The organism is Pigmentiphaga sp. H8 (assembly GCF_003854895.1).
Taxonomy (GTDB): domain Bacteria; phylum Pseudomonadota; class Gammaproteobacteria; order Burkholderiales; family Burkholderiaceae_B; genus Pigmentiphaga.
The window spans coordinates 1439297-1465292 of the sequence record NZ_CP033966.1 but is presented as its reverse complement, the minus strand read 5'-3'; the positions used below and the strand labels follow the sequence as shown (position 1 = coordinate 1465292).

Below are 25996 nucleotides of genomic sequence, written 5' to 3'. Positions count from 1 at the left end.
ACAAGAATCGGAGAACCTCCATGATCCCGCTGCCTTCCCTGGATTTCGGCGTGAACGACACCATCGAGATGCTGCGCGAGGTCGTCCGCAGCTTCGCCGCCAACGAGATCGAGCCGCGCGCCGCGGCCATCGACAAGAACAACACCTTCCCCCGCGACCTGTGGAAGAAAATGGGCGATCTCGGGCTGCACGGCATGACGGTGGGCGACGACTACGGCGGCATCGCGCTGGGCTATCTCGCGCACGTGGTGACCATGGAAGAGCTGTCGCGAGCGTCGGCGGCGGTGGGCCTGTCCTACGGAGCCCATTCCAACCTGTGCATCAACCAGTTGCACCGGCACGGCACGCCCGGGCAGAAGGCACGCCACCTGCCGCCGCTGGTTGCCGGGGATCACGTGGGTGCGCTGGCGATGAGCGAGACCACATCCGGCTCGGACGTGGTGTCCATGCGGCTGCGGGCCACGCGCAAGGACGGGCGCTTCGTGCTGAACGGCTCGAAGATGTGGATCACCAACGGCGGCGACGCCGACACCCTGATCGTGTACGCCAAGACCGATCCCGACGCCGGGCCGCGCGGCATCACCGCCTTCATCGTCGAGAAAGGCTTCCCCGGACTGGCCTTCGGTGAAAAGCTCGACAAGCTCGGCATGCGCGGCTCCAACACCTATCCCTTGTTCTTCGACGATTGCGAGGTCCCGGAAGACAACGTGCTGGGCGGCCTCGGCAACGGCGTGGGCGTGCTGATGAGCGGCCTGGACTACGAGCGCGCGGTGCTCGCCGGCGGGCCTCTGGGCATCATGGCGGCCTGCATGGACGTCGTGATGCCCTACGTGCACGAACGCAAGCAGTTCGGACAGAGCGTGGGCGAGTTCCAGCTGATGCAGGGGAAACTGGCCGACATGTACACCACCTGGCAGGCCTGCCGGGCGTACGTCTACGCGGTGGCACGCAGCTGCGACAAACCCGGCCACGACCGCTCGCTGCGCAAGGATGCCGCGGGCGCCATCCTGTACGCCGCCGAGAAGGCCACCTGGATGGCCGGGGAAGCCATCCAGGCGCTGGGGGGCAACGGCTACGTCAACGACTATCCGACGGGTCGCCTGTGGCGCGACGCCAAGCTGTACGAGATCGGCGCGGGCACCAGCGAGATCCGGCGCATGCTGATAGGCAGGGAACTCTTCTCCGAAACCCGCTGACCCCTTCGCCCAGGAGCCAGGCCATGCATGCCCACACCAGCCGGCTGGACACCCGTTCCCCGGAATTCCAGGCCAATGCCGATGCCATGCGCCGCCTCGTGGCGGACCTGCGCGCGCGGGCCGCGCAGGCCGCGCAAGGCGGCGGGGACGCCGCCCGCGCCCGCCATGCGGCGCGCGGCAAGCTGCTGCCGCGCGAGCGCATCCGCCTGCTGCTGGATCCCGGCTCGGCCTTCCTGGAAATCGGCCAGTTGGCGGCGCTGGGCCTGTACGGCGACGAGGCCCCCTGCGCCGGACTGATCGCGGGCGTCGGCCGCATCCACGGCGTGGCCTGCATGGTCGTGGCCAACGACGCCACGGTCAAGGGCGGCACCTATTACCCCATGACCGTGAAGAAGCACCTGCGGGCCCAGGAGATCGCCCAGGCGAACCATCTGCCCTGCCTCTATCTGGTGGATTCCGGCGGCGCCTACCTGCCGCTGCAGGACGAGGTCTTTCCCGACCGCGAGCACTTCGGCCGCATCTTCTACAACCAGGCCAACATGTCGGCCCAGGGCATCGCGCAGATTTCCGTGGTGATGGGATCCTGCACCGCCGGCGGCGCCTACGTGCCCGCCATGAGCGACGAAACCGTGATCGTGCGGGGCCAGGGCACCATCTTCCTGGGCGGCCCGCCGCTGGTGCAGGCCGCGACCGGGGAAATCGTCAGCGCCGAGGACCTGGGCGGCGGCGACGTGCACACCCGCGTCTCCGGCGTGGCCGACCACCTGGCCGAGAACGACGCCCATGCGCTGCACCTGGCGCGCCGCATCGTCGGCAACCTGAACCGCCCCGCCGCGCCCGCGCCGGCCGACGGCGACGAACCCGCGCACGACCCCGAGGAACTGTACGGCATCGTGCCGTGGGACGTGCGCAAGCCCTACGACGTGCGCGAGATCGTCGCCCGACTGGTGGACGGATCGCGCTACGACGAGTTCAAGGCGCGCTACGGCCCCACCCTGTTCACCGGCTTCGCGCGGCTGTACGGCATGCCCGTGGGCATCGTCGCGAACAACGGCATCCTGTTCTCGGAATCGGCGCAGAAAGGCGCGCACTTCATCGAGCTGTGCGCCCAGCGTTCGATCCCGCTGATCTTCCTGCAGAACATCAGCGGCTTCATGGTGGGACGCAAGTACGAGAACGGCGGCATCGCCAAGGACGGCGCCAAGATGGTGACCGCGGTCGCCACCGCCCGGGTGCCCAAGCTGACCGTCATCATCGGCGGCAGCTTCGGCGCGGGCAACTACGGCATGTGCGGGCGCGCCTACGGCCCCCGCTTCCTGTGGATGTGGCCCAACGCCCGCATCGGCGTCATGGGCGGCGAACAGGCCGCCGCGGTCCTGGCCACGGTGCGGCGCGACACCCTGCAGTCGCGCGGCGAACCCTGGAGCGAGGAAGTGGAGGAAGCCTTCAAGGCGCCCATCCGCCAACAGTACGAGACCCAGGGCCACCCTTATTACGCCACGGCCAGGCTGTGGGACGACGGCATCATCGATCCCGCGCAGACGCGGCGCGTGCTGGGCCTGTCGCTGGCGACGGCGCTGAACGCCCCCGTGGAGCCGACCCGCTTCGGCCTGTTCCGGATGTAGCGCCCCTGAAGGAAAGCCCATCGTGTTCGACAAGATCCTGATCGCCAATCGCGGAGAAATCGCCTGCCGCATCATGGCCACGGCCCGGCGGATGGGCGTGGCGACCGTGGCGGTGTATTCGGACGCCGACGCCGGCGCGCGGCATGTCCGGCAGGCCGACGCGGCCCGGCGCATCGGCCCCGCCCCGGCGCGGGACTCCTACCTGCGCGCGGATGCACTGGTCGAGGCCGCCCTGGCCAGCAGCGCGCAGGCGGTCCATCCGGGCTACGGCTTCCTGTCCGAGAACGCGGCCTTCGCCGAGGCCTGCGAACGCGCGGGCCTGGTCTTCATCGGACCGCCGGCCGGCGCGATCCGCGCGATGGGTTCCAAGTCCGCCGCCAAGGCCCTGATGGAAAGCGCGGGCGTGCCGCTTACTCCGGGCTATCACGGCGACGACCAGGATCCCGCGCTGCTGGCCCGCGAAGCGGCCCGCATCGGCTATCCGGTGCTGATCAAGGCCAGCGCGGGCGGCGGCGGCAAGGGCATGCGCCGCGTGGACCGCGCCGAGGACTTCGATGCGGCGCTGGCCGCCTGCAAGCGCGAAGCCGCGGGAGCCTTCGGCGACGATCGCATGCTGGTCGAACGCTACGTCCTGCGCCCGCGCCACATCGAGATGCAGGTCTTCGGCGACAGCCACGGCAACATGGTCCATCTGTTCGAGCGCGACTGCTCGGTCCAGCGCCGCCACCAGAAGGTACTGGAAGAAGCGCCGGCGCCGGGCATGAGCGCCGGGCGGCGCGAGGCCATGGGCCGGGCCGCCATCGATGCCGCGCGCGCCGTGGGCTACGTGGGCGCCGGCACGGTGGAGTTCATCGTCGATCCGGACGGCGGCTTCTATTTCATGGAGATGAACACGCGGCTGCAGGTCGAGCATCCGGTCACCGAAATGATCACGGGACTCGATCTGGTCGAATGGCAGTTGCGCGTGGCGAGCGGCGAACCGCTGCCGCTGGACCGCCGGCCGCCGGCCCCGTCCGGCCATGCGCTGGAGGCCCGCCTGTACGCCGAGGATCCCGCGCAGGGCTTCCTGCCCGCGGCAGGCCGGCTGCAACGCTTCGTGCCGCCTGCCGCCGCTCCCTGGCTGCGCCTGGACGCGGGCGTCGACGAGGGCGACACCATCACGCCCCACTACGATCCCATGATCGCCAAGCTCGTCGTCCACGGCTCCGACCGGAGCGAAGCCCTGGCCCGCATGCGGCAGGCCCTGTCCGCCTGCCGCGTCGTGGGCCTGCCCACCAACCTCGCCTTCCTGTCGCGGCTGGTCGCCTCCCCCTCGTTCGACCGGGCGGACCTCGACACCGGCCTGATCGAACGCGAGCACGACAACCTGTTCGCGCCTGACACCGCGCCGCCGCGCGAGGCATGGCTGCTGGCCGCGCTGGCGGAGATGCGGCATGTCGCCGCAACGGGGCCGGCCGGTTCGCCATGGCGCGCGGACGGCTGGCGCCTGAACGCGGACGCCGCCACGGTGTTCCTGTTCGCGTGCGGCGACCATCGCCGCGAGGTCGCGGTCACGCCTGCGCCCCGGGGCATGACTGTCGTGCTGGACGGCTCGGCCGTATTCGTGGACCTGTGGGGCGAAGCTCCCCGGCTGGAAGCGGTGCTGCCCGATCGCACCCTGCGCGCGGACGTCTATCGGGACGGCGCCCGCCGCATCGTGTATGGCGAAGACGGAACCTGGACGCTCGTGCTGGTCGATCCGCTGCTGGCCTGGGAACAAGGCACGGACGCCGGTACCGGCCTGGCCGCGCCCATGCCGGGCCGGATCGCCGCCCATCTGGTCGCGCCCGGCGCGCGGGTGGCCGCCGGCGCGCCGCTGCTGGTGCTGGAGGCGATGAAGATGGAACACACCATCGGCGCCCCCGCCGACGGGCGGGTGAAGGCCTTCCGCTTCGCGGTCGGCGATACGGTGAACGACGGCGACGAACTGGTGGATTTCGAAACCTGACGCCCCGCCGGCCTCAAGAGGCGCCCGCCTCCCGCGCCGGCTCCGCCTTGCGCCGCTGCCTGGCCGCCAGCATCGCGCCCCACGCCAGCCCCGCCGTGGCCGCCACCGCCGATGCCGTCAGCACGCCCAGCTTCGCCGCTCCCAGCAGGTTCTCGTCGCCGAACGCCAGGTTGGCGATGAAGATGGACATGGTGAAGCCTATGCCCGCCAGCAATCCCACCAGCGCGACCCCGCTCCACGTGGCGCCGGGCGGCAGCCGGCACCATCCCAGCCGGACGGCGATCCAGCTGGCCGCGATCACGCCCAGCGGCTTGCCTATCACCAACGCCGCCACCACGCCCAGCATGACGGCCTGCGACGAGGACGCCGACAGGTCGACGCCGTCCAGCGTGACGCCGGCATTGGCCAGGGCGAACAGCGGCATGACGACATAGGCCACCCACGGATGCAGGGCCATCTGCACGCGCGTCACGGGCGCCAGCAGTTCGCGCTGCGCCCATCGCAGCCGCCGCGCCTGCTCCGCCGTGCCGTCCGTGTCGGACGACCCCGCGCGCACCAGGAAATCCGCGGCACGGCGCACGATGTCCCGCGGATGCTCGTGGCGCGGCGCGGGCAGCACCGGGGTCATCAGGCCCAGCACGACGCCCGCCAGCGTGGGATGCGCGCCCGTCTGCAACAGGCCGATCCACAGCACCGCGCCTGGCAGCACGTAGGCGTAGGCGGTCCCCACCCCCATCCGCTGCAGGGCCAGCACCATCACGATGCCTACGGCGGCCACCAGCAAGCCGGAGTAGTCCAGTCCGCCGGAATAGAACATCGCGATGATCAGCACGGCGACGATGTCGTCGATGATCGCCAGGGCCAGCAGGAAGATGCGCACGCTGCCCGGAATGGACCGGCCCAGCAGCGCCAGCACGCCGACCGCGAACGCGATGTCGGTGGCGGTCGGCACGGCCCAGCCCTGGCTTTGCGGTGCCTGGCCGTTGAACGCGAGATAGATCAGCGCCGGCACCGCCACGCCGCCCAGCGCGGCCGCCAGCGGCAGCGCCGCCTGGGCCAGGCTGGCCAGCGCGCCTTCGTGGATCTCGCGCCGTATCTCCATCCCGACCACGAGAAAGAACACCGTCATCAGTGCGTCGTTGATCCAGAAATGCAGGGACTGCGAGACGACGTGGCTGCCCACGCCGAAGGTCAGCGGCGCATGCCACAGGGCGTGGTAGCCGGAAGCGTAGGGGGAATTGGCCCAGACCAGGGCGATGGCGGCGGCGGCCAGCAGCACGATGCCGCTGACGGCTTCGATGTGAAGGAATCTTTCCAGCGTGAGCAGGGCTCGGGCGGCAAGATCCTGGGCGCGCGGAACGGGCCGGCTAGGGGCGTTTCGGTTCATGGAATCATCCAAGGCAATCCTGCACCGGCGGCCCGACCGATGCCCAGAACCTGCTGCCGCATGTACAGCGGCAGCACCCGGCGTTATTTTATACGAACCCGCGCCGCACCCCGTCCAGGAGAACCCGTCATGAAAGCCGTTGCGCTCGGAGCCCCCGGCGGGCTCGACCATATCCAGCTGATCGACCTGCCCGATCCCGGCTCCCCCGCCGCCGGCGAGATCCGCGTGCGCCTGCACGCCAGTTCGCTGAACTACCACGACTACCTCGTCGCCCTGCGTACGGACGAGCGCCACTTCGGCCGCATCCCCATGGCGGACGGCGCCGGCGTGGTCGAGCAGGTGGGCCGGGGCGTCGAGGGTTTCGCCGAAGGCGACCACGTGGTCTCGACCTTCTTTCCCCACTGGCTGGACGGCGAGGCCCGGATCGGCAATTTCTCCACGGTTCCCGGCGACGGCGTGGACGGCTACGCGCGCGAGGCCATCGTCCGCCCGGCGACCTGGTTCACGCGCGCGCCGCGCCACCTCGACCATGCCGAATCGGCCACGCTGACCACGGCCGGGCTGACGGCCTGGCGCGCGCTGGTGGGCGACGACCGGCTCAAGGCGGGCGACACGGTGCTGGCGCTGGGCACGGGCGGCGTCTCGATTTTCGCGCTGCAACTGGCCAAGGCCATGGGCGCGTCCGTCATCATCACCTCGTCGTCGGACGAGAAGCTGGCGCGCGCCCGCGCCCTGGGCGCCGACCACGTCATCAACTATCGCAACGATCCACAGTGGGGCGACACGGTGCGCAAGCTGACCGGCGGCGGCGTGGATCACGTCATCGAGGTCGGCGGCCCGGGCACGCTGGCCCAGTCCATCAAGGCCGTGCGCGTGGCGGGGCACATCTCGCTGATCGGCGTGCTGACCGGCGGCAGCGGCGAAATCCCCACGGCGGCGCTGATGGCCAAGCAGGCGCGCCTGCAAGGCCTGATCGTGGGCAGCCGCCGGCAGCAGCAGGAAATGGTGCGCGCCCTGGAAGCCATTGAGCTGCACCCGGTGATCGATCGGCGCTTCCCCCTGGAGCGGATCGCCGACGCCTTCCGCCACGAGGCGGCGCACGCCCATTTCGGCAAGATCTGCCTGGAGTTCTAGACACGAAGGAGTCCGCATGACCTACGAGTTCTGGTACTGGAACGGCATACCCGGACGCGGCGAGTTCGTCCGGCTGGCGCTGGAAGCCGGCGGCATCCCCTACCGGGAATGCGCGCGCGAACCCGGCGTGCAGGCCTCGGACCTGGTGGCCGACATGGCCGCCGACCGCGACAGCCCGCCCTTCGCGCCTCCCTATCTGGTGGCCGGCGACATGACGATCTCGCAAACGGCCAACATCCTCCTGTTCCTGGGCGAACGCCATGGCCTCGCGCCGGGCGACCTGGCGGGCCGGCTGTGGATCAACCAGATCCAGCTGACCATCGCCGACATGGTGGCCGAGGCCCACGACGTCCATCACCCCATCGCCTCCGGCCTCTACTACGACGAACAGAAGGCGGAAGCGCTGCGGCGCGCCGGCGACTTCCGCGGCCAGCGCATGCCGAAGTTCCTGGGCTACTTCGAACGCGTGCTGGCCCGCCGCGGCGACTGGGTCGGCGGCGGCGACCGCTGGACCTATGCCGACCTGTCGCTCTACCACCTGGTCGACGGCCTGCTTTACGCGTTCCCCCGGCGAATGGCGGCCTTGGCGCGCGCCCATCCCGGCGTGATGGCGCTGCACGCGCGCGTCGGCGGCCTGCCGGAACTCCAGGCCTATCTGACAAGCGGACGGCGCCTGCCCTGGGGCGACGGCATCTTCCGCCACTACCGGGAACTGGACGCCGACTAGCGGGCCCGTTTGCGGGGAAACGGTGGGAGCCTGTACGCTTGGGGCAATGCCTTTCCTCGTACCTCCCATGCCCGCCATGCTTGCCCGCCGCCTGCTGTGGGTGGTTGCCCTGTGCGCCGCCGCCCCTGTCCACGCCGAAAGCTTCATTACCCGCCTGCTGAACAAGCCCGTGCCGGGCGGCGTGGCGGTCGTCGCGCTGGGCGACGGTCCCGCCGCGCCGGTGGCGACCTATCTGGACCGCAGGACGATGGTGCTGCGCGACGACGGCGGACAATGGATCGCCGTCGTCGGCATTCCGCTCGGCACCAAGCCGGGCACGCAGCGGTTGGCGGTGCAGGAGGAAGGAGGAACGCGCACGCTGGATTTCCAGGTGGGAACCAAAACCTACGTCGCCCAGCACATCAAGCTCAAGAACAAGCGCCAGGTCAACCCGGACCCGGCCGACCTCGCGCGCATCGAGAAGGAAACCGCCGAGCAACTGGCCGCCTACCGCGCCTTCCGCCCGCAAGGCCCCAGCAACGTCATGCTGGACCGCCCCGTTGCCGGCGGCCGGCTGTCCAGCCCCTTCGGACTGCAGCGCTTCTTCAACGGCGAAGCCCGCAATCCCCATTCCGGCCTGGACTTCGCCGTGCCCGCCGGCACGCCGGTCAAGGCGCCCGCCGCGGGACGCGTGGTCCTGGTGGGCGACTATTTCTTCAACGGCAAGACCGTGTTCGTCGACCATGGCCAGGGCTTCATCAGCATGTTCTGCCACTTGTCCGAGGTCGGGGTGCGCGTGGGCCAGGACGTGGCGCGGAGCGAGGAAGTGGGACGGGTCGGATCGACCGGCCGCGCCACCGGCCCCCACCTGCACTGGAACGTCAGCCTGAACGACGCGCGGGTGGATCCGGCCATCTTCATCGGCGCCTTCAAGCCCTGAGGAAGGCGCAACACTTCATTACACATCTTCCGCTTGCACGCCGGGCGGGCGTATGGGATGAATACCTGGGTCGCCCACGCAGCGCTCCGAGGAGGTTCCATGAGCAAGGTCCTGGTTCTCTATTACTCGTCATACGGCCACATCGAGAAAATGGCCGAGGCCGTTGCCGAGGGCGCGCGCAGCGCGGGCGCCCAGGTGGACGTCAAGCGCGTGCCGGAAACCGTGCCGGCCGACGTCGCCAAGAATGCCCACTTCAAGCTGGACCAGGCCGCGCCGGTGGCCACGGTGGCCGAGCTGGAAAACTACGACGCCATCGTCATCGGCACCGGCACGCGCTACGGGCGCATGTCCTCGCAGATGGCCGCCTTCCTGGACCAGACCGGCGGCCTGTGGGCGCGCGGGGCGTTGAACGGGAAAGTGGGCGCGGCGTTCGCCTCCACCGCCACGCAGCATGGAGGCCAGGAGACGACGCTGTTCTCCATCATCACCAACCTGCTGCACTTCGGGATGGTGGTGGTGGGCCTGCCGTACAGCTACCAGGGCCAGATGACCCTGACCGAGATCGTCGGCGGCGCGCCCTATGGCGCGACCACCATCGCCGGGGGCGACGGCTCGCGCCAGCCCTCGGCGGCCGATCTGGCGGGCGCGCGCTTCCAGGGGGAACTGGTGGCCCGTACTGCCAACAAGCTGTTCGGCTGACCGCTCGTGAACATCGCGGGCGCATGCCCGCGATGCCCTTACTTGGCCATGTCGCGCGCGCGCTGGGCCAGGCTGGGATTCTGCTCGACGGCCTGACCGATGCCGTTGAACTCGTCCACCGTCAAGCCTTCGCGATGCACGGCGTCGACCATCTTGTCGTCGGCCTCCTTGTGCACCTGCTGCTGCGACGCGGCGTCCGTCGCGGAGTTCAGCCTAGGCGTGTACTCCTGCGAAATCATGGCCACCTTCTGGGCCGCGCTCACGAACTTGCGCAGTTGATCGTCCGACACGTTGGCCGCGGGCTGGGGCTGCGCGGGCATCGCGCCTTGCGAGGGATCGGGCGCGGGGGCCTGCTGCGGGGCCTGCGCCATCGCGGCCGACGCCATCGCGATCAGGCAGGCGCCCACGGCGGGGACATAGCTTCGTTTCATGGCAATCTCCAAATGGGGTTCCTGTGCCACCATCCTGCCAAAACCAGGCGGCGCGCCGGGTTGCCGTATGTATGCGAGAAGGCGCCATCGGCCTCACAGGCCGTAACATCCACGCGCCGCGCGGACGGCATCCCGAACATGGACGAGCCCGGATGCGCCCCCGCACCGGGGCCGAGGGCCGAAGGCCGCCGGCGTTCCCGGCGCCGTTGCCGGTTGCCGGCGCCGATGCCGACGCTTACATCTTGGCGGCGGAACGGCTGACGCGGCCCACGGAAGTCGGAGGAATCCAGACCGTGGCCGCCATCACCAGCAGCGAGATGACCAACACCGCCCAGAACGTCATGTGCAAGGAGTCCTGCATGGCGGCCTGGATGACGGGGTTCGCGCCGGCGGACTCCAGCGCGTGCTTGAGCTGTTCGGAGGAGATGGGCGCGTCGCTGGTGGCCCGCGCCAGCCCGAAGTTGAATACCGCGCCCAGCGCGGTGGCGCCCAGGGTGCTGCCTAGGTTGCGCGCGAAGATGTTGGAAGCCGTCGCGCTGCCGCGATCGGACACATCCACGATCTCCTGGATCAGCACCAGCGAGCAGACGCCCATGAAGCCCATGCCCAGGCCCACGATCAGCGAGCCCGCGCCCGCCAGCACCGGCGAATTGTCCGGCCTCAGCAGCAGGAACGCACAGGCCCCGATGGGCACGAGTATGCTGCCCAGGAGCAGCATGGGCCGCAGGCCGTAGCGCGGGAACACCTTGGCCGCCACGGTGGACCCCAGCGGCCAGCCCACCATGATCATGGTCAGCGCCAGCCCCGCCACCACGGGCGTGCGGTGCTGCACGCTCTGCACGTACATGGGCAGGAAGGTCGTCAGCCCCATGATGACCATGCTGCCCAGCAGCATCGCGACGTTCGCCGCGGCCACCGGGCGCCGGCTCCACAAGGCGAAGGACACGACGGGATGCTCGGCGCGCCGCTCCTGCAGCACGAACAGCACCAGGCAGACGACGAAGGCGCCCGCAGCCATCCACGCGCGCGAGGCCAGGCCGTCGCCGGCGTCGGTCAGGGCGATCATCAGCGCCGCCACGGTGGCCGTGAACAGTGCGGCCCCGGTCACGTCGATGGACATCGGCCGCCGTTCGCGCTCCTCGTGCAGGAAGAACACGAAACCCGCCGTGGCGAGAAGACCCAGCGGCACGTTCATCCAGAAGATCCATGCCCACGAGAACTGGTGGATGATCAGCGCGCCCAGCATGGGCCCCAGCACGCCGGAAATCGCCCACACGCTGGCCAGGTACCCCTGGACCTTGCCACGCTCGCGCACCGGATACAGGTCGGCCACGATGGTCATGCCCACCGGCTGTATCGCGCCCGCCCCTATGCCTTGGATGAGCCGGAAGACGATCATCGAGGGCATGGACCACGCGAAGCCCGCCAGCACCGAACCCAGCAGGAACACGGCAATGCCGGCCAGCATCATCGGCTTGCGGCCGTAGATGTCGGAGAGCTTGCCAAAGACCACGGTCATTGCGGTCTGGGTCAGGAGGAAGGACGCGAACACCCAGCTGTACAGCTTCAGCCCGCCCAGGTCCCCGGCGATCTGCGGCATGGCCGTGGCCACGATGGTGGCCTCGATCGCGATCATGAACATGGAAGCCATCACCGAGGCAATGACGAGGGGACGCGAGGAACGTGATGCGGCGGAAGACACGATGCGGAATCCGTTGCGTAAGGGGTGGCTCGGGCGGGCCGGACGAGTGTAGAGCACGGGGCAGGATCCCGGAAATGCGGCATGTCAGCCGCTTGTCAGGATCGGGATCGGCAACCTGTTGTCAGCATCGGTATCGGCAACTGGTTCGCGTCACCGTCCTGGTATACGCTTGAGCAGCTTCCAGCCACGGGCCCCGGGCCCGCGCCGGACCATCCAAGCCGTCAAGGAGATCAAACATGTCGACCACCGCCCCCCGTCTCGCCGCCCTGGCCCTGGGATTGCTCCTCGGAGCCGCCACCGCCCAGGCCCAGCTCCTGGATTCCGTCAAGGGCGCGCTGGGCGGTGGTGGCGGCCAGCAATCCTCGGGCGGCGGAAGCTCGCTGCTGGGGGGCCTGGGTGGCGCATCCATGCCGTCGCTGGGCTCGGTCGGCACCGGCAACATCACGGGCATCCTGAGTTATTGCGCCAAGAACAACTACCTGGGCGGCGGCGCCGCGTCGGTCAAGGACAAGCTGCTCGGCAAGCTGGGCGGCGAACAGCAGGCCCAGTCCGATCCCGGCTATCGCGAAGGCCTGAGCGGCATCCTGGGCGGCAACAGCGGACAGAAGATGGAACTGGGCGGCGGCGGGCTCAAGCAGCAGATCACCGAGAAAGTCTGCGACCAGGTGCTGGAATACGGACAGTCGCTGCTGTAAGGCCGGCACGAACGGCCAGTTCCATGCCTTGATCCACGGCAAGGCATGAAAAATGCGAAGGGCGCGGGACCCATCCGCATGACTCGCCCCGGAGCCGGCCGTACATGGAACATGCCTGGCAATTCTTCCGCGCGGGCGGCGTCGACCAGGTATCGATCCGCTCGGGCGCCGATGTGTGCCATCTCGACCAGTTGGACCAGAAACTGTGGGTGGCGCTGGCCTGCCCCACGCGCGGCATCGAGTTCGATCCCCGCACCCTGGACCTGATCGATACTGATGCCGATGGCCGCATCCGGCCTCCGGAACTGCTGGCCGCCTGCCGCTGGACATGCGAACGGCTACGCGATCCGGACCGGCTGCTGGAAGGCGGCGACACACTGGCGCTGGAAGCCTTGTCCGACGGCGATCCAGGCGCGCAACTGGCCGAGGAAGCCCGCCACATCCTGCAATTGCTGCGCAAGCCGGGCGACGTCATCGGCCTGGCCGATGTCGCCGACCGCAGCCGCCTGCTGGCGGCCATGCGCTTCAACGGCGATGGCATCATCACGGAAGAAACCGCGGAGACGCCCGCGGCTCGCGCGGCCATCCGCCACATCATGGAAACCCACGGCAGCGTGGAGGGGCTGGACGCCAGGCCGGGCATAGACCGGGCGCGTGTCGAGGCCTTCTCCGCCGAGGCCGCGGCGATCCGGCAATGGCGCGACAAGGTGGCGGGCGCCCCCTCGGTCGTGCCGCTGGGCGACGATACCCTCGCGGCGGTCCAGGCCGTGAACGCGGTGCAAGCCAAGATCGACGACTATTACGCGCGCTGCCGCCTGGCGGCCTACGATCGCCGCGCGGCCCTGGCCCTGAATCCGTCGCAAGAGGAATACCGCAAGCTGTACGACGAAGCGTTGACGCTGGGTTCCGACCACATCGCCCAACTGCCGCTGGCGGCCGTCGCGGCCGACCGTCCGCTGCCGCTGCGCGAAGGCGTCAATCCCGCCTGGGCCCAGGCGCTCGATACCTTCCGCGTCCACGCCGCCGAGCCCCTGCTGGGCACGACGCTCGACACCCTGGCGGAACCGGCCTGGGTGCAGTTGACCACACGGCTCGAACCGGCGCGCAACTGGCTGGCCGCCAAGCCCGCGACAAGGCTCGACGCCCTGGCCATGGCGGACCTCATGGCCATGCTGGACGAAGGCACCGAGGCCGCGATCAAGTCCCTGCTCGACGCCGACGAGAAGATCGAACCGCGCACCACGCGCATGGGTGATCTGGAAAAGCTGCTGCGTTTCCAGCGCGACCTCGTCCACCTGCTAGACAACTTCGTCTCGTTCAAGGACTTCTACCGCCGCGAGGGAGCGGTCTTCCAGGCCGGCACCCTGTACCTGGACGCACGCAGCTGCGACCTGACGGTACGCGTCGACGACGCCGCGCGCCATGCCGCGCTGGCGGGCCTGGCCAAGGCCTACCTCGTCTATTGCGATTGCCGCCGGCCAGGGGAGAAGATCACCATCGTGGCGGCGATCACGGCGGGCGACGTGGACTTTCTTTTCGTCGGCCGCAACGGCGTGTTCTACGACCGCCAGGGCCGGGACTGGGACGCCACCATCGTCAAGATCATCGAGAATCCCACCAGCATCGCGCAGGCCTTCTTCTCGCCGTACAAGAAGTTCGTGCGCATGATCGAGGAACAGGTGGCCAAGCGCGCCGCCGCCAGCGACGCGGCGGCGCAGGGCAAGCTGGGCTCGCTGGCAGCCAACCTGGTCACCGCCGACAGGAAGGACGGCGATGCCCGGCCCGCCACGCCGGGCAAGGTCGACGTCGGGACCGTGGCCGCCCTGGGCGTCGCCCTGGGCAGCATCAGCACGGTGCTGGTGGCGGTCTTCACCAAGTTCGTGGACCTGGGCTGGTGGATACCGGTGGCGTTGCTGGGCATCGTCCTGAGTATTTCCGGTCCCAGCGTGCTCATCGCATGGCTCAAGCTGCGCCAGCGCAGTCTGGGCCCGCTGCTGGATGCCAGCGGCTGGGCTATCAATGGCCGCATGAAGATCAACGTCAAGCTGGGCGGCTCGCTGTCGCGCATGGCCCGCATCCCGCCGGACGCGGGGCGCAACCTGCGCGACCCCTTCGCCGAACGGCACGGCAAAGCCTGGGGCGTCGCCATCGCGCTGGCCGTGATCGCCCTGGCCTGGCTGGCCTGGCGCGCGGGCCTGCTGGATGCCGTCCTGGCGATATAAGCTTATTAGTAACAATACGTTGATGTTTTGTTGATGAAAGCATAACGTTTGCGTCGAGCCACAACGCGCCGATCTCGACGTTGCGGTGCCGTTTTCTTTCATCAACGACCGAGAATCAACGTGCCGACGCGACTCCCCTTCCGCCGCCTGCTGGCGGCCACTGCCGTCTCCGGCCTGCTGTCCGCTCCCGCCCTGGCCGCGGAACCGCCGATCACCATCGGCCTGTTCACCCATCTGTCCGGCAACTTCGCCGAATACGGCACGAGCTTCAAGAACGCCGTCGAGCTGTATCTGGACAAGGTCAATGCCGACGGCGGCGTCAACGGCCGCCCGGTCAAGCTGGTGGTCGAGGACGACCGCAATTCGCCGCAGGAAGCGGCCACCGTGGCGCGCAAGATCGTGGCCACGCCCGGCGTGGTGCTGGCCATCGGTTCCTGGTCGACCACGGCGTCGCTGGCGGCGGCGCCCATCTTCACCGAGGCGAAGATCGCCCAGATCAGCCCCACCTCGTCGCACCCGGACTTCAGCAAGCAAAGCCCGTATCAGTTCCGGCAGAACAATACCGACGACGTGCTGGCCCAGTACAACGCCGACACCATCCACAAGCAGCTCAAGGCCAACCGCATCGTCATCCCGTACTCGCAGGACGACTGGGGCCTGTTCACCGTCAAGGCCACCTCGGCCGCGATCGAGAAGGACGGCGGCAAGGTACTGCTGACCGAGGCCGTGATGCCCAGCGCCCGTGACTTCCGGCCGCTGGTCAGCAAGATCAAGTCGCTCAAGCCCGACGGCGTCTTCCTGGCCCTGCCCTATCAGGAAGCCTCGATCTTCATCCAGCAACTGCGCCAGGCCGGCGTCGACATCCCGGTGGGCGGCGGCGTGCCGCTGACCTCGCCCAAGTTCATCGAGCTGGCGGGCAAGGCCGCCGAGGGCGTGGTCGTCCACAGCATCTTCTTCGCCGGCGATCCGTCCAAGAAGGCCTTCACCGATGCCTATCGCGCCAAGTACAACCGTACGCCCGACCAGTTCGCCGCGCTGGCCTATGACGCGGCCGGCGTGGGCGTGGCCGCCATCCGCCGTGTCGTGCAATCGGGCAAGCCGCTGACCGGGCAAAGCGTGCGCGACGAACTGGCGGGAGGCCCTCCCTACGAGGGCGTGACCGGCGTGACCAAGTACGAGAACGGCAACGTCCGCAAGGCGCCCACTTTCCTGGTGATCCGCAACGGCGAATTCCAACTGAGCAAGTAATTTCCTTCAGCGCCTGCCGCCGGCCCGCCTCACGGCGCGGCCGGCGCAGCCTTTTCCGGCCACCGCACTCACTCCCATGCTCGAATTATTCGCCAGCCAGATTCTGAACGGCCTGGCCATCGGCCAGGTCTACGCCCTGATCGCGCTCGGCTTCTCCCTGGTGTTCGGCGTTTCCAACCTCATCAATTTCGCGCAGGGCGCGCTGTTCATGCTGGGCGCCTTCATCGCCTTCACCGGCGTGGCCGTGCTGCAACTGCCGCTGCCGGTCGCGGCCACCGGATCGGTGCTCATCGTCGCGCTGCTCGGCATGCTGCTCGAACGGGTGGCGCTGCGCCCCCTGGAGAACGCGCCCTACATCGCCCCCGTGCTGTCCACCCTGGCGATCAGCCTCATCATCGAACAGTTGGCCGAGATCATCTGGTCGCCCGAGAGCCAGTCCTTCCCCGTGTCGTTCGATGAAGCCACCTACTACTTCGGCGACGCCTACATCACCAGCACCGACCTGCTGATCTTCGGCTTCGGCGCGCTGGCCACGCTGGCCCTGACGCTGTTCCTGTCGCGCTCGTGGTGGGGCCGCGCGCTGCGCGCCACCGCGCAGGACCGCGACGCCGCGGCGCAGCTGGGCGTGCGCACCGGCAGCGTGCGGCAACTGGCCTTCGCCCTGGCCGGCGCGCTGGGCGCCTTGAGCGGCGTGCTGGTCGCGCTTTATTTCAAGAGCGTATTCCCGCAGATGGGGCTGCCCTTTGGCCTGAAGGGCTTCGCGGCGGCGCTGCTGGGCGGCCTGACCAGCACGCCGGGAGCGGTGCTGGGCGGCCTGCTGCTGGGCGTGGTGGAAACGCTGGCCAGCGCCTACATCGGCGAAGGATCACGCGACCTGGTGGCCTTCTGCCTGGTGCTGGTCTTCCTGGTGTTCCGGCCGCACGGGCTCCTGGGCGACCGACGCCTGGACGCGCTGGGCGGCGCCAGCGGCGCGGCGGGCGCCATGCCGACCACCAGCGTGCTGGCCTCGTCCTCGAGCCAGCGCGGCGCCGTGCGCGCCTGGGAACTCCCGCCCTGGGGCTTCCTGGCGGTGGCTGCCGTACTGGCGCTGCTGCCGGCGCTCACGCAGAACGCCTATTTCCTGCAGGCCGTGGTCTACGCCATGATCTTCGCGCTGCTGGTGGCCAGCGTCACGCTGGTCTCGGGCGCGCTGGGCGTGCTGTCCATCGGGCACACGGCCTTCTACGGTGTGGGTGCCTACGCGGTGGGGCTGCTGGCCCGCAACTTCGGCTGGCCGGCCGAGGCCGCGCTGATCGGCGCCGCCACGGTCACCGCCTGTGTGGCCGTGGTGGCCGCCCTGCCCCTGCTCAAGCTCAGCGGCCATACGGCCGCGCTGGGCACGCTGGCCGTCGGGCAGATCGGCTACCTGGTGTTCATGAGCTGGCTGGACGTCACGCGCGGCCCCATGGGGTTCATCGGCATCCCCGCGCCCAGGCTGGCGCTGCTGGGTGGACTGCCGCTGTCGAGCCTGGCCGGCAAGTTCTGGCTGGTGGCGGCCGTGGCCGGGATCGCCTTGTTCCTGGCGCAGCGCCTGCTGGACTCCGGCGTGGGCCGGGCCTGGCGCGGCATACGCGAGGACAGGCTGGCCGCGCACACCGCCGGCTTGCCGGTGCGCCGCTACCTGCTCGCGGGCTTCGCCTGTTCCGGCCTGCTGGCGGGTCTGGCAGGCGGCCTGTTCGCCTATGTGCAGAGCGTGGTCAGTCCCGAGAGCTTCACCGTCAGCGCCTCCATCCTGCTGCTGACCATCGCGGTGCTGGGCGGCCTGGGCAACCTGACCGGCGCGGCGCTGGCGGGCTTCGCGCTGACCCTGCTGCCCGAACTGCTGCGGCCCTTCGCCGAATGGCGCATGGTGGCCTACGGGGTCGCGCTGCTGATCATGCTGCGCCTGCGCCCGCATGGCCTCCTCGGAGCAAGATGAAACCCACCCCCTACGCGCTACGCGCGCCCCCTCAAGGGGGCGGCACTGGCGGACCGGCAAAGCCGGATCCGCTGTGCCCTCGATCGGAACACACGTCGCAACGGACTCCCCTTTGCCATGAACGACTGATATGACGACTCGCGATGAACAACAAGGACTGCGGGTGGAACGCCTGAGCCGCCATTTCCGCGGCGTCAAGGCGGTGGACGACGTCAGCTTCACCGTCGGTCCGGGACAGACCGTGGCGCTGGTGGGCCCCAACGGCGCGGGCAAGTCGACCCTGATCCAGTTGCTGAGCGGGGTCGAAAAGCCGTCGTCGGGACATGTCTTCCTGGACGGCCGCCGCATAGACGGACTGGCCCCCGAGCGCATCGCCCGGCTGGGCCTGGGCCGCAGCTTCCAGACCTCGCGCGTGTTCCCCGCCCTGAGCGTGTGGGACAGCGTGATGCTGGGCACCCAGGCCGGGCTGCTGGGCCGTACGGGATCCGCGCGGCTGGTCGATCCGTTGACCGAGATCGCCGGCGAACTGCTCGGCCTGCCCGCCTGGCGCCGCCGCCGCGCCCAGGCGCAGGAGCGCGCCCGCGCGGCCCTGCAACGCTTCGGCGAACGGCTCTGGCCACGGCGCGACCAGCCGGCCTACAGTCTTTCGTACGCGAACCGCCGGCGCCTGGAACTGGCCCGCGTGCTGGCGGCCCGGCCGCGCTTCGTGCTGTTCGACGAACCGGCGGCCGGCATGAATCCCAGCGAGACCGCCGAACTCACCGACCTGCTGCTCGCGCTGCGCGCGGAACAGCCCCAGCTCGGCATCCTGGTCGTCGAGCACAAGCTGTCGCTGGTGCGCCGCATCGCCGATCACGCCATCGTCCTCAACCAGGGGCGGATACTGGCCACCGGCACGCCGGCCGAGGCCCTGGACCATCCCGAAGTCGTCGAAGCCTACCTCGGCCGCGCGCGCAGGCGGCCGGTCAACTCGGATGCCCATCTTGGCTGAGCTACCCACTTCCCCCCCGTTGCTGCAGCTGGACGCCGTCGACGTGCACTACGGCGCCGTCCAGGCCCTGTTCGGCGTCAGCCTTCACGTCCAGCCCGGCGAGGTCGTCTCCGTGCTGGGCGGCAACGCCTCGGGCAAGTCCACGACCCTCAAGTCGGTGCTGGGCCTGGCCCGCCCGTCCAGCGGCCGCGTCCTGCTGGACGGACGCGAGATCCAGGGCCTGGCGCCCGCCGAAGTCATCGATCTCGGCGTGGCCAGCGTGCCCGAGGGGCGCCGCGTCTTTCCGGACATGACGGTGCGCGAGAACCTGCTGCTGGGCGCCTACCCGCGGCGCCACGACAAGGCCGCCGTGGCCGCCGACCTGGACGAGGTGTTCCAGGCCTTCCCGCGCCTGGCCGAGCGGCGCGGCCAACTGGCCGGCACCCTGTCGGGCGGGGAACAGCAGATGCTGGCCCTGGGCCGCGCGTGGCTGCGGCGCGGGCGGCTGGTCTGCATCGACGAACCGTCGATGGGCCTGTCGCCGAAATTCGTCGATGCCGTCTACGAGGTGCTGTTCCGCTGGAAGGCGTCCGGCCAGACCATCCTGTTGGTCGAACAGAATGCCCGCATCGCGCTGGAGCTGGCCGACCGGGCCTATGTGCTGCAGCACGGCCACGTGGTGCTGCAAGGCAATGCCGCCGATCTCGCGGCCGACCCCGCCGTGCAGCAGGCCTACCTGGGCGCCGAGGCCCCGGCCCGGGAATTGGAGGGGGCCCTGGCCCCCAACGGAGAATGAACATGTCCCACCCCACCCCGCACACGCTGGAAACCGACGTGCTGGTGATAGGCGCCGGCGGCGCCGGCATGAGCGCGGCGATCGCCGCCTCGCAGGCAGGCAAGCGCGCGCTGCTGGCCGACCGCAGCCTGATCGGACGCGGCGGCGCCACCATCATGGCCCAGATGACCGTGGCCGCCGCGCTGGGCGAGCAAGGGCCGGACCACTGGCAGCATCATCTGCGCGACACGCTGGCGGCCGGCCGCGGCCTGTGCAGCGAACCGCTGGCCCGGCTGCTGTGCGAGGAAGGCGTGGACGCGATCCGCCTGCTGGACCGCTGGGGCGTGGGCTGGGCCCGCGACGGCGAGCGGATGGCGCAGACCCGCGCCCCCGGCCATGATCGCCCCCGCTGCGTCTACGTCGACTACCTGAACACCGGCCCCGCCGTGGCCAAGACCCTGCGCGCGCAGGCCGCGCGCGAGGCCGGCGTGCGGCGCGTGGGCGACCTGCTGGTGGTGGAGCTGCTGCGCAAGGACGGCCGTGTCGTCGGGGCGGTGGCGCTGCACCTGGGCACCGGCGATCCGGTCCTGATACGGGCCGGGACCACCATCATCGCCACCGGCGGCCTGACGCGGCTCTACCGCCGCAACAGCGCCTCGCTCAACATGGGCGGAGACGGCTTCGCGCTGGCCCTGCGCGCGGGCGCCCGGCTGATCGACATGGAGTTCGTGCAGTTCTTCCCCATCGGCCACCTGGCGCCGCGCCTGGTCGGCTTCGACCCCATCATGTGGGATCCCTTCCGCTACAAGCTGGGCGGCAAGCTGCTGAACAATCAGGGCGAGGAATTCGTCGAACGCTACGGCAACGCGGCCGAGGGCCAGGGCTATACCACTACCCGCGACGCCGCGACCTACGCCATCCTGAAGGAAGTCGAGGCCGGCCGCGGCACGCCGGCTGGCGGCGCGTGGCTGAGCTTCCGCCACGTGCCCGAAGACACGCTGCGCGCGGCCTTCGGCCCCATCATCAACAAGCTGGCCAAGGCGGGCATCGATCTGACGAAACAGATGATAGAAGTGGCGCCCATCGCCCACTATCACATGGGCGGCATCCGGGTGGACACCGACCTCGCCACCGACGTCCCCGGCCTGTATGCCGCGGGCGAGGCCGTGGGCGGCGCCAATGGCGCGAACCGGCTGTCGGGCAACGCCATCACCGAGGCGATCGCCTTCGGCCTGCGGGCCGGCCGCGTCGCCGCCGCCAACTGCCCGGAGCCGCCGTCGCTGGAGGAACTCGAGGCCCTGGCCCGCCCCTGGCTGCAACGCCTCGCGCCGCGCCACGGCGAGCCGGACGGGCTCAATGCCGCGTCGCTGATCGAGGAATTGCAGGCGCTGATGCAGACCCACGTCGGACCCTTCCGGACCGAGGCTGGCCTGCGGCAGGCGCTGGGCGAACTCGAAGCCTTGCGGACGCGGGCCGGCAGCGATCTGCCGGGCGGCGGACCGCAGGACCCGGTGCGGCTGGATACGCTGGACCTGCGCAACATGCTGCTGGTGGCGCAGGCCGTGACCCGCTGCGCGCTGGCGCGGCGCGAGAGCCGCGGCGCCCACCAGCGCGAAGACCACCCCGGGCAGGAAGACGCCTGGACGCTGAACCAGACCATCGCCTGGCGCGACGGCCAATGGACGCTGGCCACCCAGCCCGTCCAGCGCCTCGAGGCCCGGCAGGAGGACATCGCATGACATCGCCCAACGACTCCATCCGCCTGAAGATCCGGCGTGCCGGCGCCGATACCGAGGCCCGCGTCGTCGAGTACGACGTGCCGCCCCAGGCGGCCGCATCGCTGCTGGACGCGCTGCGCTGGGTGCGCGCGCACCAGGACGATACGCTGGCCTTCCGCTATGCCTGCATCAACGCCAATGCCTGCAAGGAATGCATGATGCGCCTGGACGGCAAGGTCGTGTATGCCTGTCTGGCCAAGCTGGAGCCTGGCAGCTCGCACACGGTCGAACCCCTGCCCAACAAGCCGCTGGTGCGCGACCTCGTGACCGAGATCGCTCCCCCCAAGGAACGCCTGTTCGCCGGCGAGAGCGACGACGATGACGAATGACCGCCGGCGCCCGGGCGCGCCCGACGAGGCCGGCGAACGCCTGCGCATCCTGTCCTCGGCGCACCTGGCCACCGGCCCGCATGCGGAGCTGTCCGAACTCGAGTTCGGACTGATCATCGCCCACAACGCGTTCAGCCGCTGGATCGTGCGCTGCATGGCGGCGGCCGGCACGGCCGACCTCGCGGTCACGGACGTGCTCGTGCTGCACCACGTCCATCATCGGGAACGAGGCAAGAAGCTGGCCGACATCTGCTTCACCCTGAACTACGAAGACACGCACGTCATCAACTACTCGCTGAAGAAACTGGCAGGCATGGGCCTGGTGCGCGGCGAAAAGAGCGGCAAGGAAGTGCTCTACGCCACCACGGACGAAGGCGCGGCACTGATCGACCGCTTCCGCGCCGTCCGGGGCCGCTGCCTGCTTGCCAGCGTCGAAGGCGAACTGGCCGACGGCGCTTCCCTGTCCGACGTGGCCCGGCGCCTGCGCATGCTGTCGGGCCTTTATGACCAGGCCGCTCGCGCGGCCTCATCGCTATGAATACTGCCTCCCCCTCTCCCGCCGACAACGCCCGCTGGGAATTCTGGATAGACCGCGGCGGCACCTTCACCGACGTGATCGGGCGCCGGCCCGACGGCTCGCTGACGACCGCCAAGCTGCTTTCCGAGAATCCCGGCCGCTACGACGATGCCGCCGTCGAAGGCATACGGCGCCTGCTGGAGCTGGCTCCGGGCGAACCGGTACCCGCGGACCGCATCGAGGTCGTACGCATGGGCACCACGGTCGCCACCAACGCCCTGCTCGAACGCAAGGGCGAGCGCGTGCTGCTGGCCGTTACCCGCGGGTTTCGCGACGCCTTGCGCATTGCCTACCAGAACCGGCCGCGCCTGTTCGACCGCGAGATCATCCTGCCCGAACAGCTCTCCAGCCACGTGGCCGAGATCGACGAACGCCTGGCCGCTGACGGCGCCGTCGTGGCCGGACTGGACGAGGCGCAGGCCCGGGCGGCCCTGGCCGAAGGCCGGTCGCAAGGCTACCAGTCCATCGCCATCGCGCTCATGCACGGCTACCGCAACCCGGCGCACGAACTACGGGTGGCGGCGATCGCGCGCGAACTCGGCTATGTGCAAGTTTCCGTCTCGCACGCCGTTTCGCCGCTGATCCGCTTCGTCGCGCGCGGCGATACCACCGTGGTCGACGCCTATCTGTCGCCCGTGCTGCGCCGTTACGTGGACCGCGTCTCGTCCGCCCTGCCCGGCGTGCGCCTGCAGTTCATGCAATCGAGCGGCGGCCTGACCGACGCTCGCGCCTTCCAGGGTAAGGACTCCGTGTTGTCCGGCCCGGCCGGCGGCATCGTCGGCATGGCCGGCGTCTCGGCCGCCGCCGGCTTCGACCGCATCATCGGCTTCGACATGGGCGGCACCTCGACCGACGTATCGCACTATGCCGGCGAATACGAACGCACCTTCGACACGCTGGTGGCGGGCGTGCGGCTGCGCGCGCCCATGATGAGCATCCACACTGTGGCCGCCGGCGGCGGATCCATCCTGCGCTTCGACGGCACGCGGCTGCGCGTGGGCCCCGAATCGGCCGGCGCCGACCCCGGCCCCGCCTGCTATCGGCGCGGCGGACCGCTAACCGTCACCGACGCCAATGTGATGCTGGGCCGCATCCAGCCCGACCACTTTCCCGCCGTGTTCGGCCCCGACGGCAACCAGCCCCTGGACGCCGAGGTGGTCCGCGCGCGCTTCGCCGAACTGGCCCGCGAAGTCGAGCTCGGCACCGGCCGCGCCACCACGCCCGAGGCGCTGGCGCACGGTTTCCTGGAGATCGCGGTCACCAACATGGCCAACGCGATCAAGCTGATTTCCGTGCAGCGCGGCTACGACATCACCCGCTACACCCTGACCACCTTCGGCGGCGCCGGCGGCCAGCATGCCTGCGCCGTCGCGGACGCGCTGGCCATGCCGCGCGTGCTGATCCATCCGCTGGCCGGCGTGCTGTCCGCCTACGGCATGGGCCTGGCCGTCGCCACCGCCGTGCGGGAACGCTCGGTGGAACGCCGCTTCGACGACGCCGGCCGCGCCGAGGCGCGCCGGGTGCTGGACGAACTGGGCGCCGCGGCCAAGGGCGAACTCCAGGCCCAGGGCTGCGAAGCGGCCGACCTGCGCATCGCCGAACGGGCCTATCTGCGCTACGAGGGCACCGACACCGCGCTGCCGGTCCCGCTGGGCGAGACTCCGGCCATGCTGGCCGAATTCGAGCGCGCCTATCGGCAGCGCTTCGCCTTCCTGATGCCCGGCCGCGCGCTGGTGATCGACTCGGTGCTGGCCGAGGCCACCGCCGAGGAAGGCCCCCAGGGCGCGCGCGCCGCCTGGTTCGACCGTCCCGCGCGCAAGGCCGGCACGAGGCTGCAGGCCCGCGACAGCGCCGCCATCCATGCCGGCGCCTGGCAGGACAGTCCGCTTTACGCGGCCGCCGACCTGCGAGCCGGCGACGTCATCGCGGGCCCCGCCATCATCACCGACGCCAACGCGACCACCGTGGTCGATCCCGGCTGGCGCGCCACCGCGACCGCGAACGGCGACATCGTGCTCGAACGCGCCGTGCCCCGGCCCGAGCGCCGCGCCGTCGGCACGCAGGCCGACCCGGTGATGCTGGAAATCTTCAACAACCTGTTCATGTCCATCGCCGAGCAGATGGGCTGGCGCCTGCAGAACACCGCGCACTCGGTCAACATCAAGGAGCGCCTGGATTTCTCGTGCGCGATCTTCGACGCGCGGGGCGACCTGGTCGCCAACGCACCCCACATCCCGGTGCACCTGGGATCCATGGGCGCCAGCGTACGGGCCGTCATCGACAGCACCCAGGGCACGCTGCGGCCCGGCGACGCCTACGTGCTGAACGATCCCTACGCCGGCGGCACGCACCTGCCGGACGTCACGGTCATCACGCCCATCTTCGACGAGGCCGGCACCCGCGTGCTGTTCTACGTGGGCTCGCGCGGCCACCACGCCGACATCGGCGGCCTGACGCCCGGATCCATGCCGCCCGACTCGCGCACCATCGACGACGAGGGCGTACTGATCACGAGCTTCCTGCTGGTGCGCGACGGCCATCTGCGCGAGGCCGAGATGCGGCAGCTGCTGGCCGGCGCTCGGCATCCGGCGCGCAACATCGACCAGAACATCGCCGACCTGCGCGCCCAGGTGGCCGCCAACGAAAAGGGCCGCGAGGAACTCATGGCCATGGTGCGGTACTTCGGCCTGGCCGTCGTGCAGGCGTACATGGGCCACGTGCAGGACAACGCCGAGGAATCCGTGCGCCGCGCCATCAGCCGCCTGCGCGACGGAAGCTTCGCGGTATCGCTGGACAACGGCGCGCAGGTGCGGGTGGCGGTCACCGTGGATCACGCCACCCGCAGCGCCACGCTGGATTTCACCGGCACGTCAAAGCAACTGCCCAACAACTTCAACGCCCCGCGCGCCGTCACCTCCGCCGCCGTGCTGTACGTGTTCCGCACGCTGCTGGACGAGGACATCCCCATGAACGCGGGCGGCCTGAAGCCGCTCACCATCGTGGTTCCCGAAGGCTCGATGCTGAACCCGCGCTATCCGGCGGCCGTCGTGGCCGGCAACGTCGAGACCTCCACCTGCGTCACCAACGCGCTGTATGGCGCGCTGGGCATCATGGCCAGCAGCCAGCCGACCATGAACAACCTGACCTTCGGCAATGCCCGCCACCAGTACTACGAGACCATTTCCGGCGGCTCGGGCGCGGGCGGCCGCTTCGACGAAGCCGGCAACCTGGCCGGCGGCTTCGACGGCACGTCGGTGGTGCAGACCCACATGACCAATTCCCGGCTGACGGACCCCGAAGTGCTGGAGTTGCGTTTCCCGGTGCGGCTGGAACGCTACGAGATCCGCCACGGCTCCGGCGGCGACGGCCGGTGGCGCGGCGGCGACGGCGGCGTGCGCACGCTGCGCTTCATGGAGCCCATGACGGTGTCGTTGCTGGCCAACGGCTGGCACCATCCTGCCTTCGGGCTGCGCGGCGGCCAGCCTGGCGCGCCGGGACTGGCGCGGGTGCTGCGTGCCGACGGGCGGGTCGAACCGCTGGACCACGCGGATCGCGCCGAATTGCGGGCGGGCGACCGGGTCGAGATCGAGACGCCGGGAGGCGGAGGCTACGGGGAAGCCTGACCGCGGCCCGTGGCC

The 25996-nt window shown here is 69.9% G+C and carries 20 protein-coding genes; 17 read left to right on the top strand and 3 right to left on the bottom strand.

The annotated features are described in order from the left end of the window. Window positions 1–20 precede the first annotated feature (20 nt). The 3 genes from EGT29_RS06945 to EGT29_RS06935 are packed head-to-tail and all read left to right on the top strand — an operon-like array spanning window position 21 to window position 4808. The gene (locus EGT29_RS06945; protein ID WP_305037041.1) at window positions 21–1196 is read left to right on the top strand and encodes an isovaleryl-CoA dehydrogenase; all 1176 of its coding nucleotides are present in this window, start codon (window positions 21–23) and stop codon (window positions 1194–1196) included. Window positions 1197–1219: 23 nt separating this feature from the next. Continuing rightward, the gene (locus tag EGT29_RS06940) at window positions 1220–2821 is read left to right on the top strand and encodes a carboxyl transferase domain-containing protein (RefSeq protein WP_124688329.1); all 1602 of its coding nucleotides are present in this window, start codon (window positions 1220–1222) and stop codon (window positions 2819–2821) included. A gap of 22 nt (window positions 2822–2843) precedes the next feature. Then, window positions 2844–4808, top strand: a complete 1965-nt coding sequence (locus tag EGT29_RS06935) for an acetyl/propionyl/methylcrotonyl-CoA carboxylase subunit alpha (RefSeq protein WP_124688328.1) — start codon at window positions 2844–2846, stop codon at window positions 4806–4808. A gap of 13 nt (window positions 4809–4821) precedes the next feature. Here EGT29_RS06935 and nhaA read toward each other — a convergent pair whose 3' ends face one another. Next, a complete protein-coding gene (gene nhaA / locus EGT29_RS06930) occupies window positions 4822–6195 on the bottom strand; it encodes a Na+/H+ antiporter NhaA (RefSeq protein ID WP_124688327.1) in 1374 nt (457 codons plus the stop codon). A gap of 129 nt (window positions 6196–6324) precedes the next feature. Here nhaA and EGT29_RS06925 point away from each other — a divergent pair, with 129 nt between their 5' ends. From EGT29_RS06925 to wrbA, 4 genes are all read left to right on the top strand, one after another. Next, window positions 6325–7329, top strand: a complete 1005-nt coding sequence (locus EGT29_RS06925) for an NAD(P)-dependent alcohol dehydrogenase (protein ID WP_124688326.1) — start codon at window positions 6325–6327, stop codon at window positions 7327–7329. 16 nt (window positions 7330–7345) lie between these two features. Then, window positions 7346–8056: a glutathione S-transferase gene (locus tag EGT29_RS06920; RefSeq protein WP_124688325.1), complete on the top strand. Its 711-nt coding sequence runs from the start codon at window positions 7346–7348 to the stop codon at window positions 8054–8056. A 76-nt stretch (window positions 8057–8132) separates the two neighbouring features. After that, a complete protein-coding gene (locus EGT29_RS06915) occupies window positions 8133–8975 on the top strand; it encodes a peptidoglycan DD-metalloendopeptidase family protein (protein WP_202865624.1) in 843 nt (280 codons plus the stop codon). Window positions 8976–9074: 99 nt separating this feature from the next. Next, window positions 9075–9674: an NAD(P)H:quinone oxidoreductase gene (gene wrbA / locus EGT29_RS06910; RefSeq protein ID WP_124688324.1), complete on the top strand. Its 600-nt coding sequence runs from the start codon at window positions 9075–9077 to the stop codon at window positions 9672–9674. A gap of 38 nt (window positions 9675–9712) precedes the next feature. On the opposite strand, the gene EGT29_RS06905 is transcribed toward wrbA, so the two are convergent. Then, window positions 9713–10105, bottom strand: coding sequence for a DUF4168 domain-containing protein (locus EGT29_RS06905; protein WP_124688323.1), 393 nt, complete (start codon window positions 10103–10105; stop codon window positions 9713–9715). A gap of 235 nt (window positions 10106–10340) precedes the next feature. After that, complete coding sequence (locus EGT29_RS06900) at window positions 10341–11756, bottom strand: MDR family MFS transporter (RefSeq protein ID WP_124692248.1); 1416 nt, start codon at window positions 11754–11756, stop codon at window positions 10341–10343. A 287-nt stretch (window positions 11757–12043) separates the two neighbouring features. Here EGT29_RS06900 and EGT29_RS06895 point away from each other — a divergent pair, with 287 nt between their 5' ends. From EGT29_RS06895 to EGT29_RS06850, 10 genes are all read left to right on the top strand, one after another. Continuing rightward, window positions 12044–12502 carry a DUF2501 domain-containing protein gene (locus tag EGT29_RS06895; protein WP_124688322.1) on the top strand — a complete coding sequence of 153 codons (459 nt, stop codon included), beginning with the start codon at window positions 12044–12046 and terminating at the stop codon, window positions 12500–12502. 104 nt (window positions 12503–12606) lie between these two features. Further along, window positions 12607–14724 (top strand): hypothetical protein, encoded by a 2118-nt coding sequence (locus EGT29_RS06890; RefSeq protein ID WP_124688321.1) that lies wholly within the window; start codon window positions 12607–12609, stop codon window positions 14722–14724. A 120-nt stretch (window positions 14725–14844) separates the two neighbouring features. Then, a complete protein-coding gene (locus EGT29_RS06885; protein ID WP_161567724.1) occupies window positions 14845–15972 on the top strand; it encodes an ABC transporter substrate-binding protein in 1128 nt (375 codons plus the stop codon). A gap of 76 nt (window positions 15973–16048) precedes the next feature. After that, a complete protein-coding gene (locus EGT29_RS06880; protein WP_124688319.1) occupies window positions 16049–17929 on the top strand; it encodes an ABC transporter permease in 1881 nt (626 codons plus the stop codon). Window positions 17930–18059: 130 nt separating this feature from the next. Continuing rightward, on the top strand, window positions 18060–18920 hold the full coding sequence (locus EGT29_RS06875; protein ID WP_124688318.1) for an ABC transporter ATP-binding protein: 861 nt from the start codon (window positions 18060–18062) through the stop codon (window positions 18918–18920). Then, a complete protein-coding gene (locus EGT29_RS06870; protein ID WP_370282826.1) occupies window positions 18913–19695 on the top strand; it encodes an ABC transporter ATP-binding protein in 783 nt (260 codons plus the stop codon). The genes EGT29_RS06875 and EGT29_RS06870 overlap by 8 nt, the downstream gene beginning before the upstream one ends. 2 nt (window positions 19696–19697) lie before the next feature. Continuing rightward, window positions 19698–21413, top strand: coding sequence for an FAD-binding protein (locus EGT29_RS06865; RefSeq protein WP_124688317.1), 1716 nt, complete (start codon window positions 19698–19700; stop codon window positions 21411–21413). After that, a complete protein-coding gene (locus tag EGT29_RS06860) occupies window positions 21410–21781 on the top strand; it encodes a 2Fe-2S iron-sulfur cluster-binding protein (RefSeq protein ID WP_124688316.1) in 372 nt (123 codons plus the stop codon). The genes EGT29_RS06865 and EGT29_RS06860 overlap by 4 nt, the downstream gene beginning before the upstream one ends. Continuing rightward, complete coding sequence (locus EGT29_RS06855; protein ID WP_124688315.1) at window positions 21771–22319, top strand: winged helix DNA-binding protein; 549 nt, start codon at window positions 21771–21773, stop codon at window positions 22317–22319. Before EGT29_RS06860 ends, EGT29_RS06855 begins: the two co-directional genes overlap by 11 nt. Next, window positions 22316–25981, top strand: coding sequence for a hydantoinase B/oxoprolinase family protein (locus EGT29_RS06850; protein ID WP_124688314.1), 3666 nt, complete (start codon window positions 22316–22318; stop codon window positions 25979–25981). Before EGT29_RS06855 ends, EGT29_RS06850 begins: the two co-directional genes overlap by 4 nt. Window positions 25982–25996 lie beyond the last annotated feature (15 nt).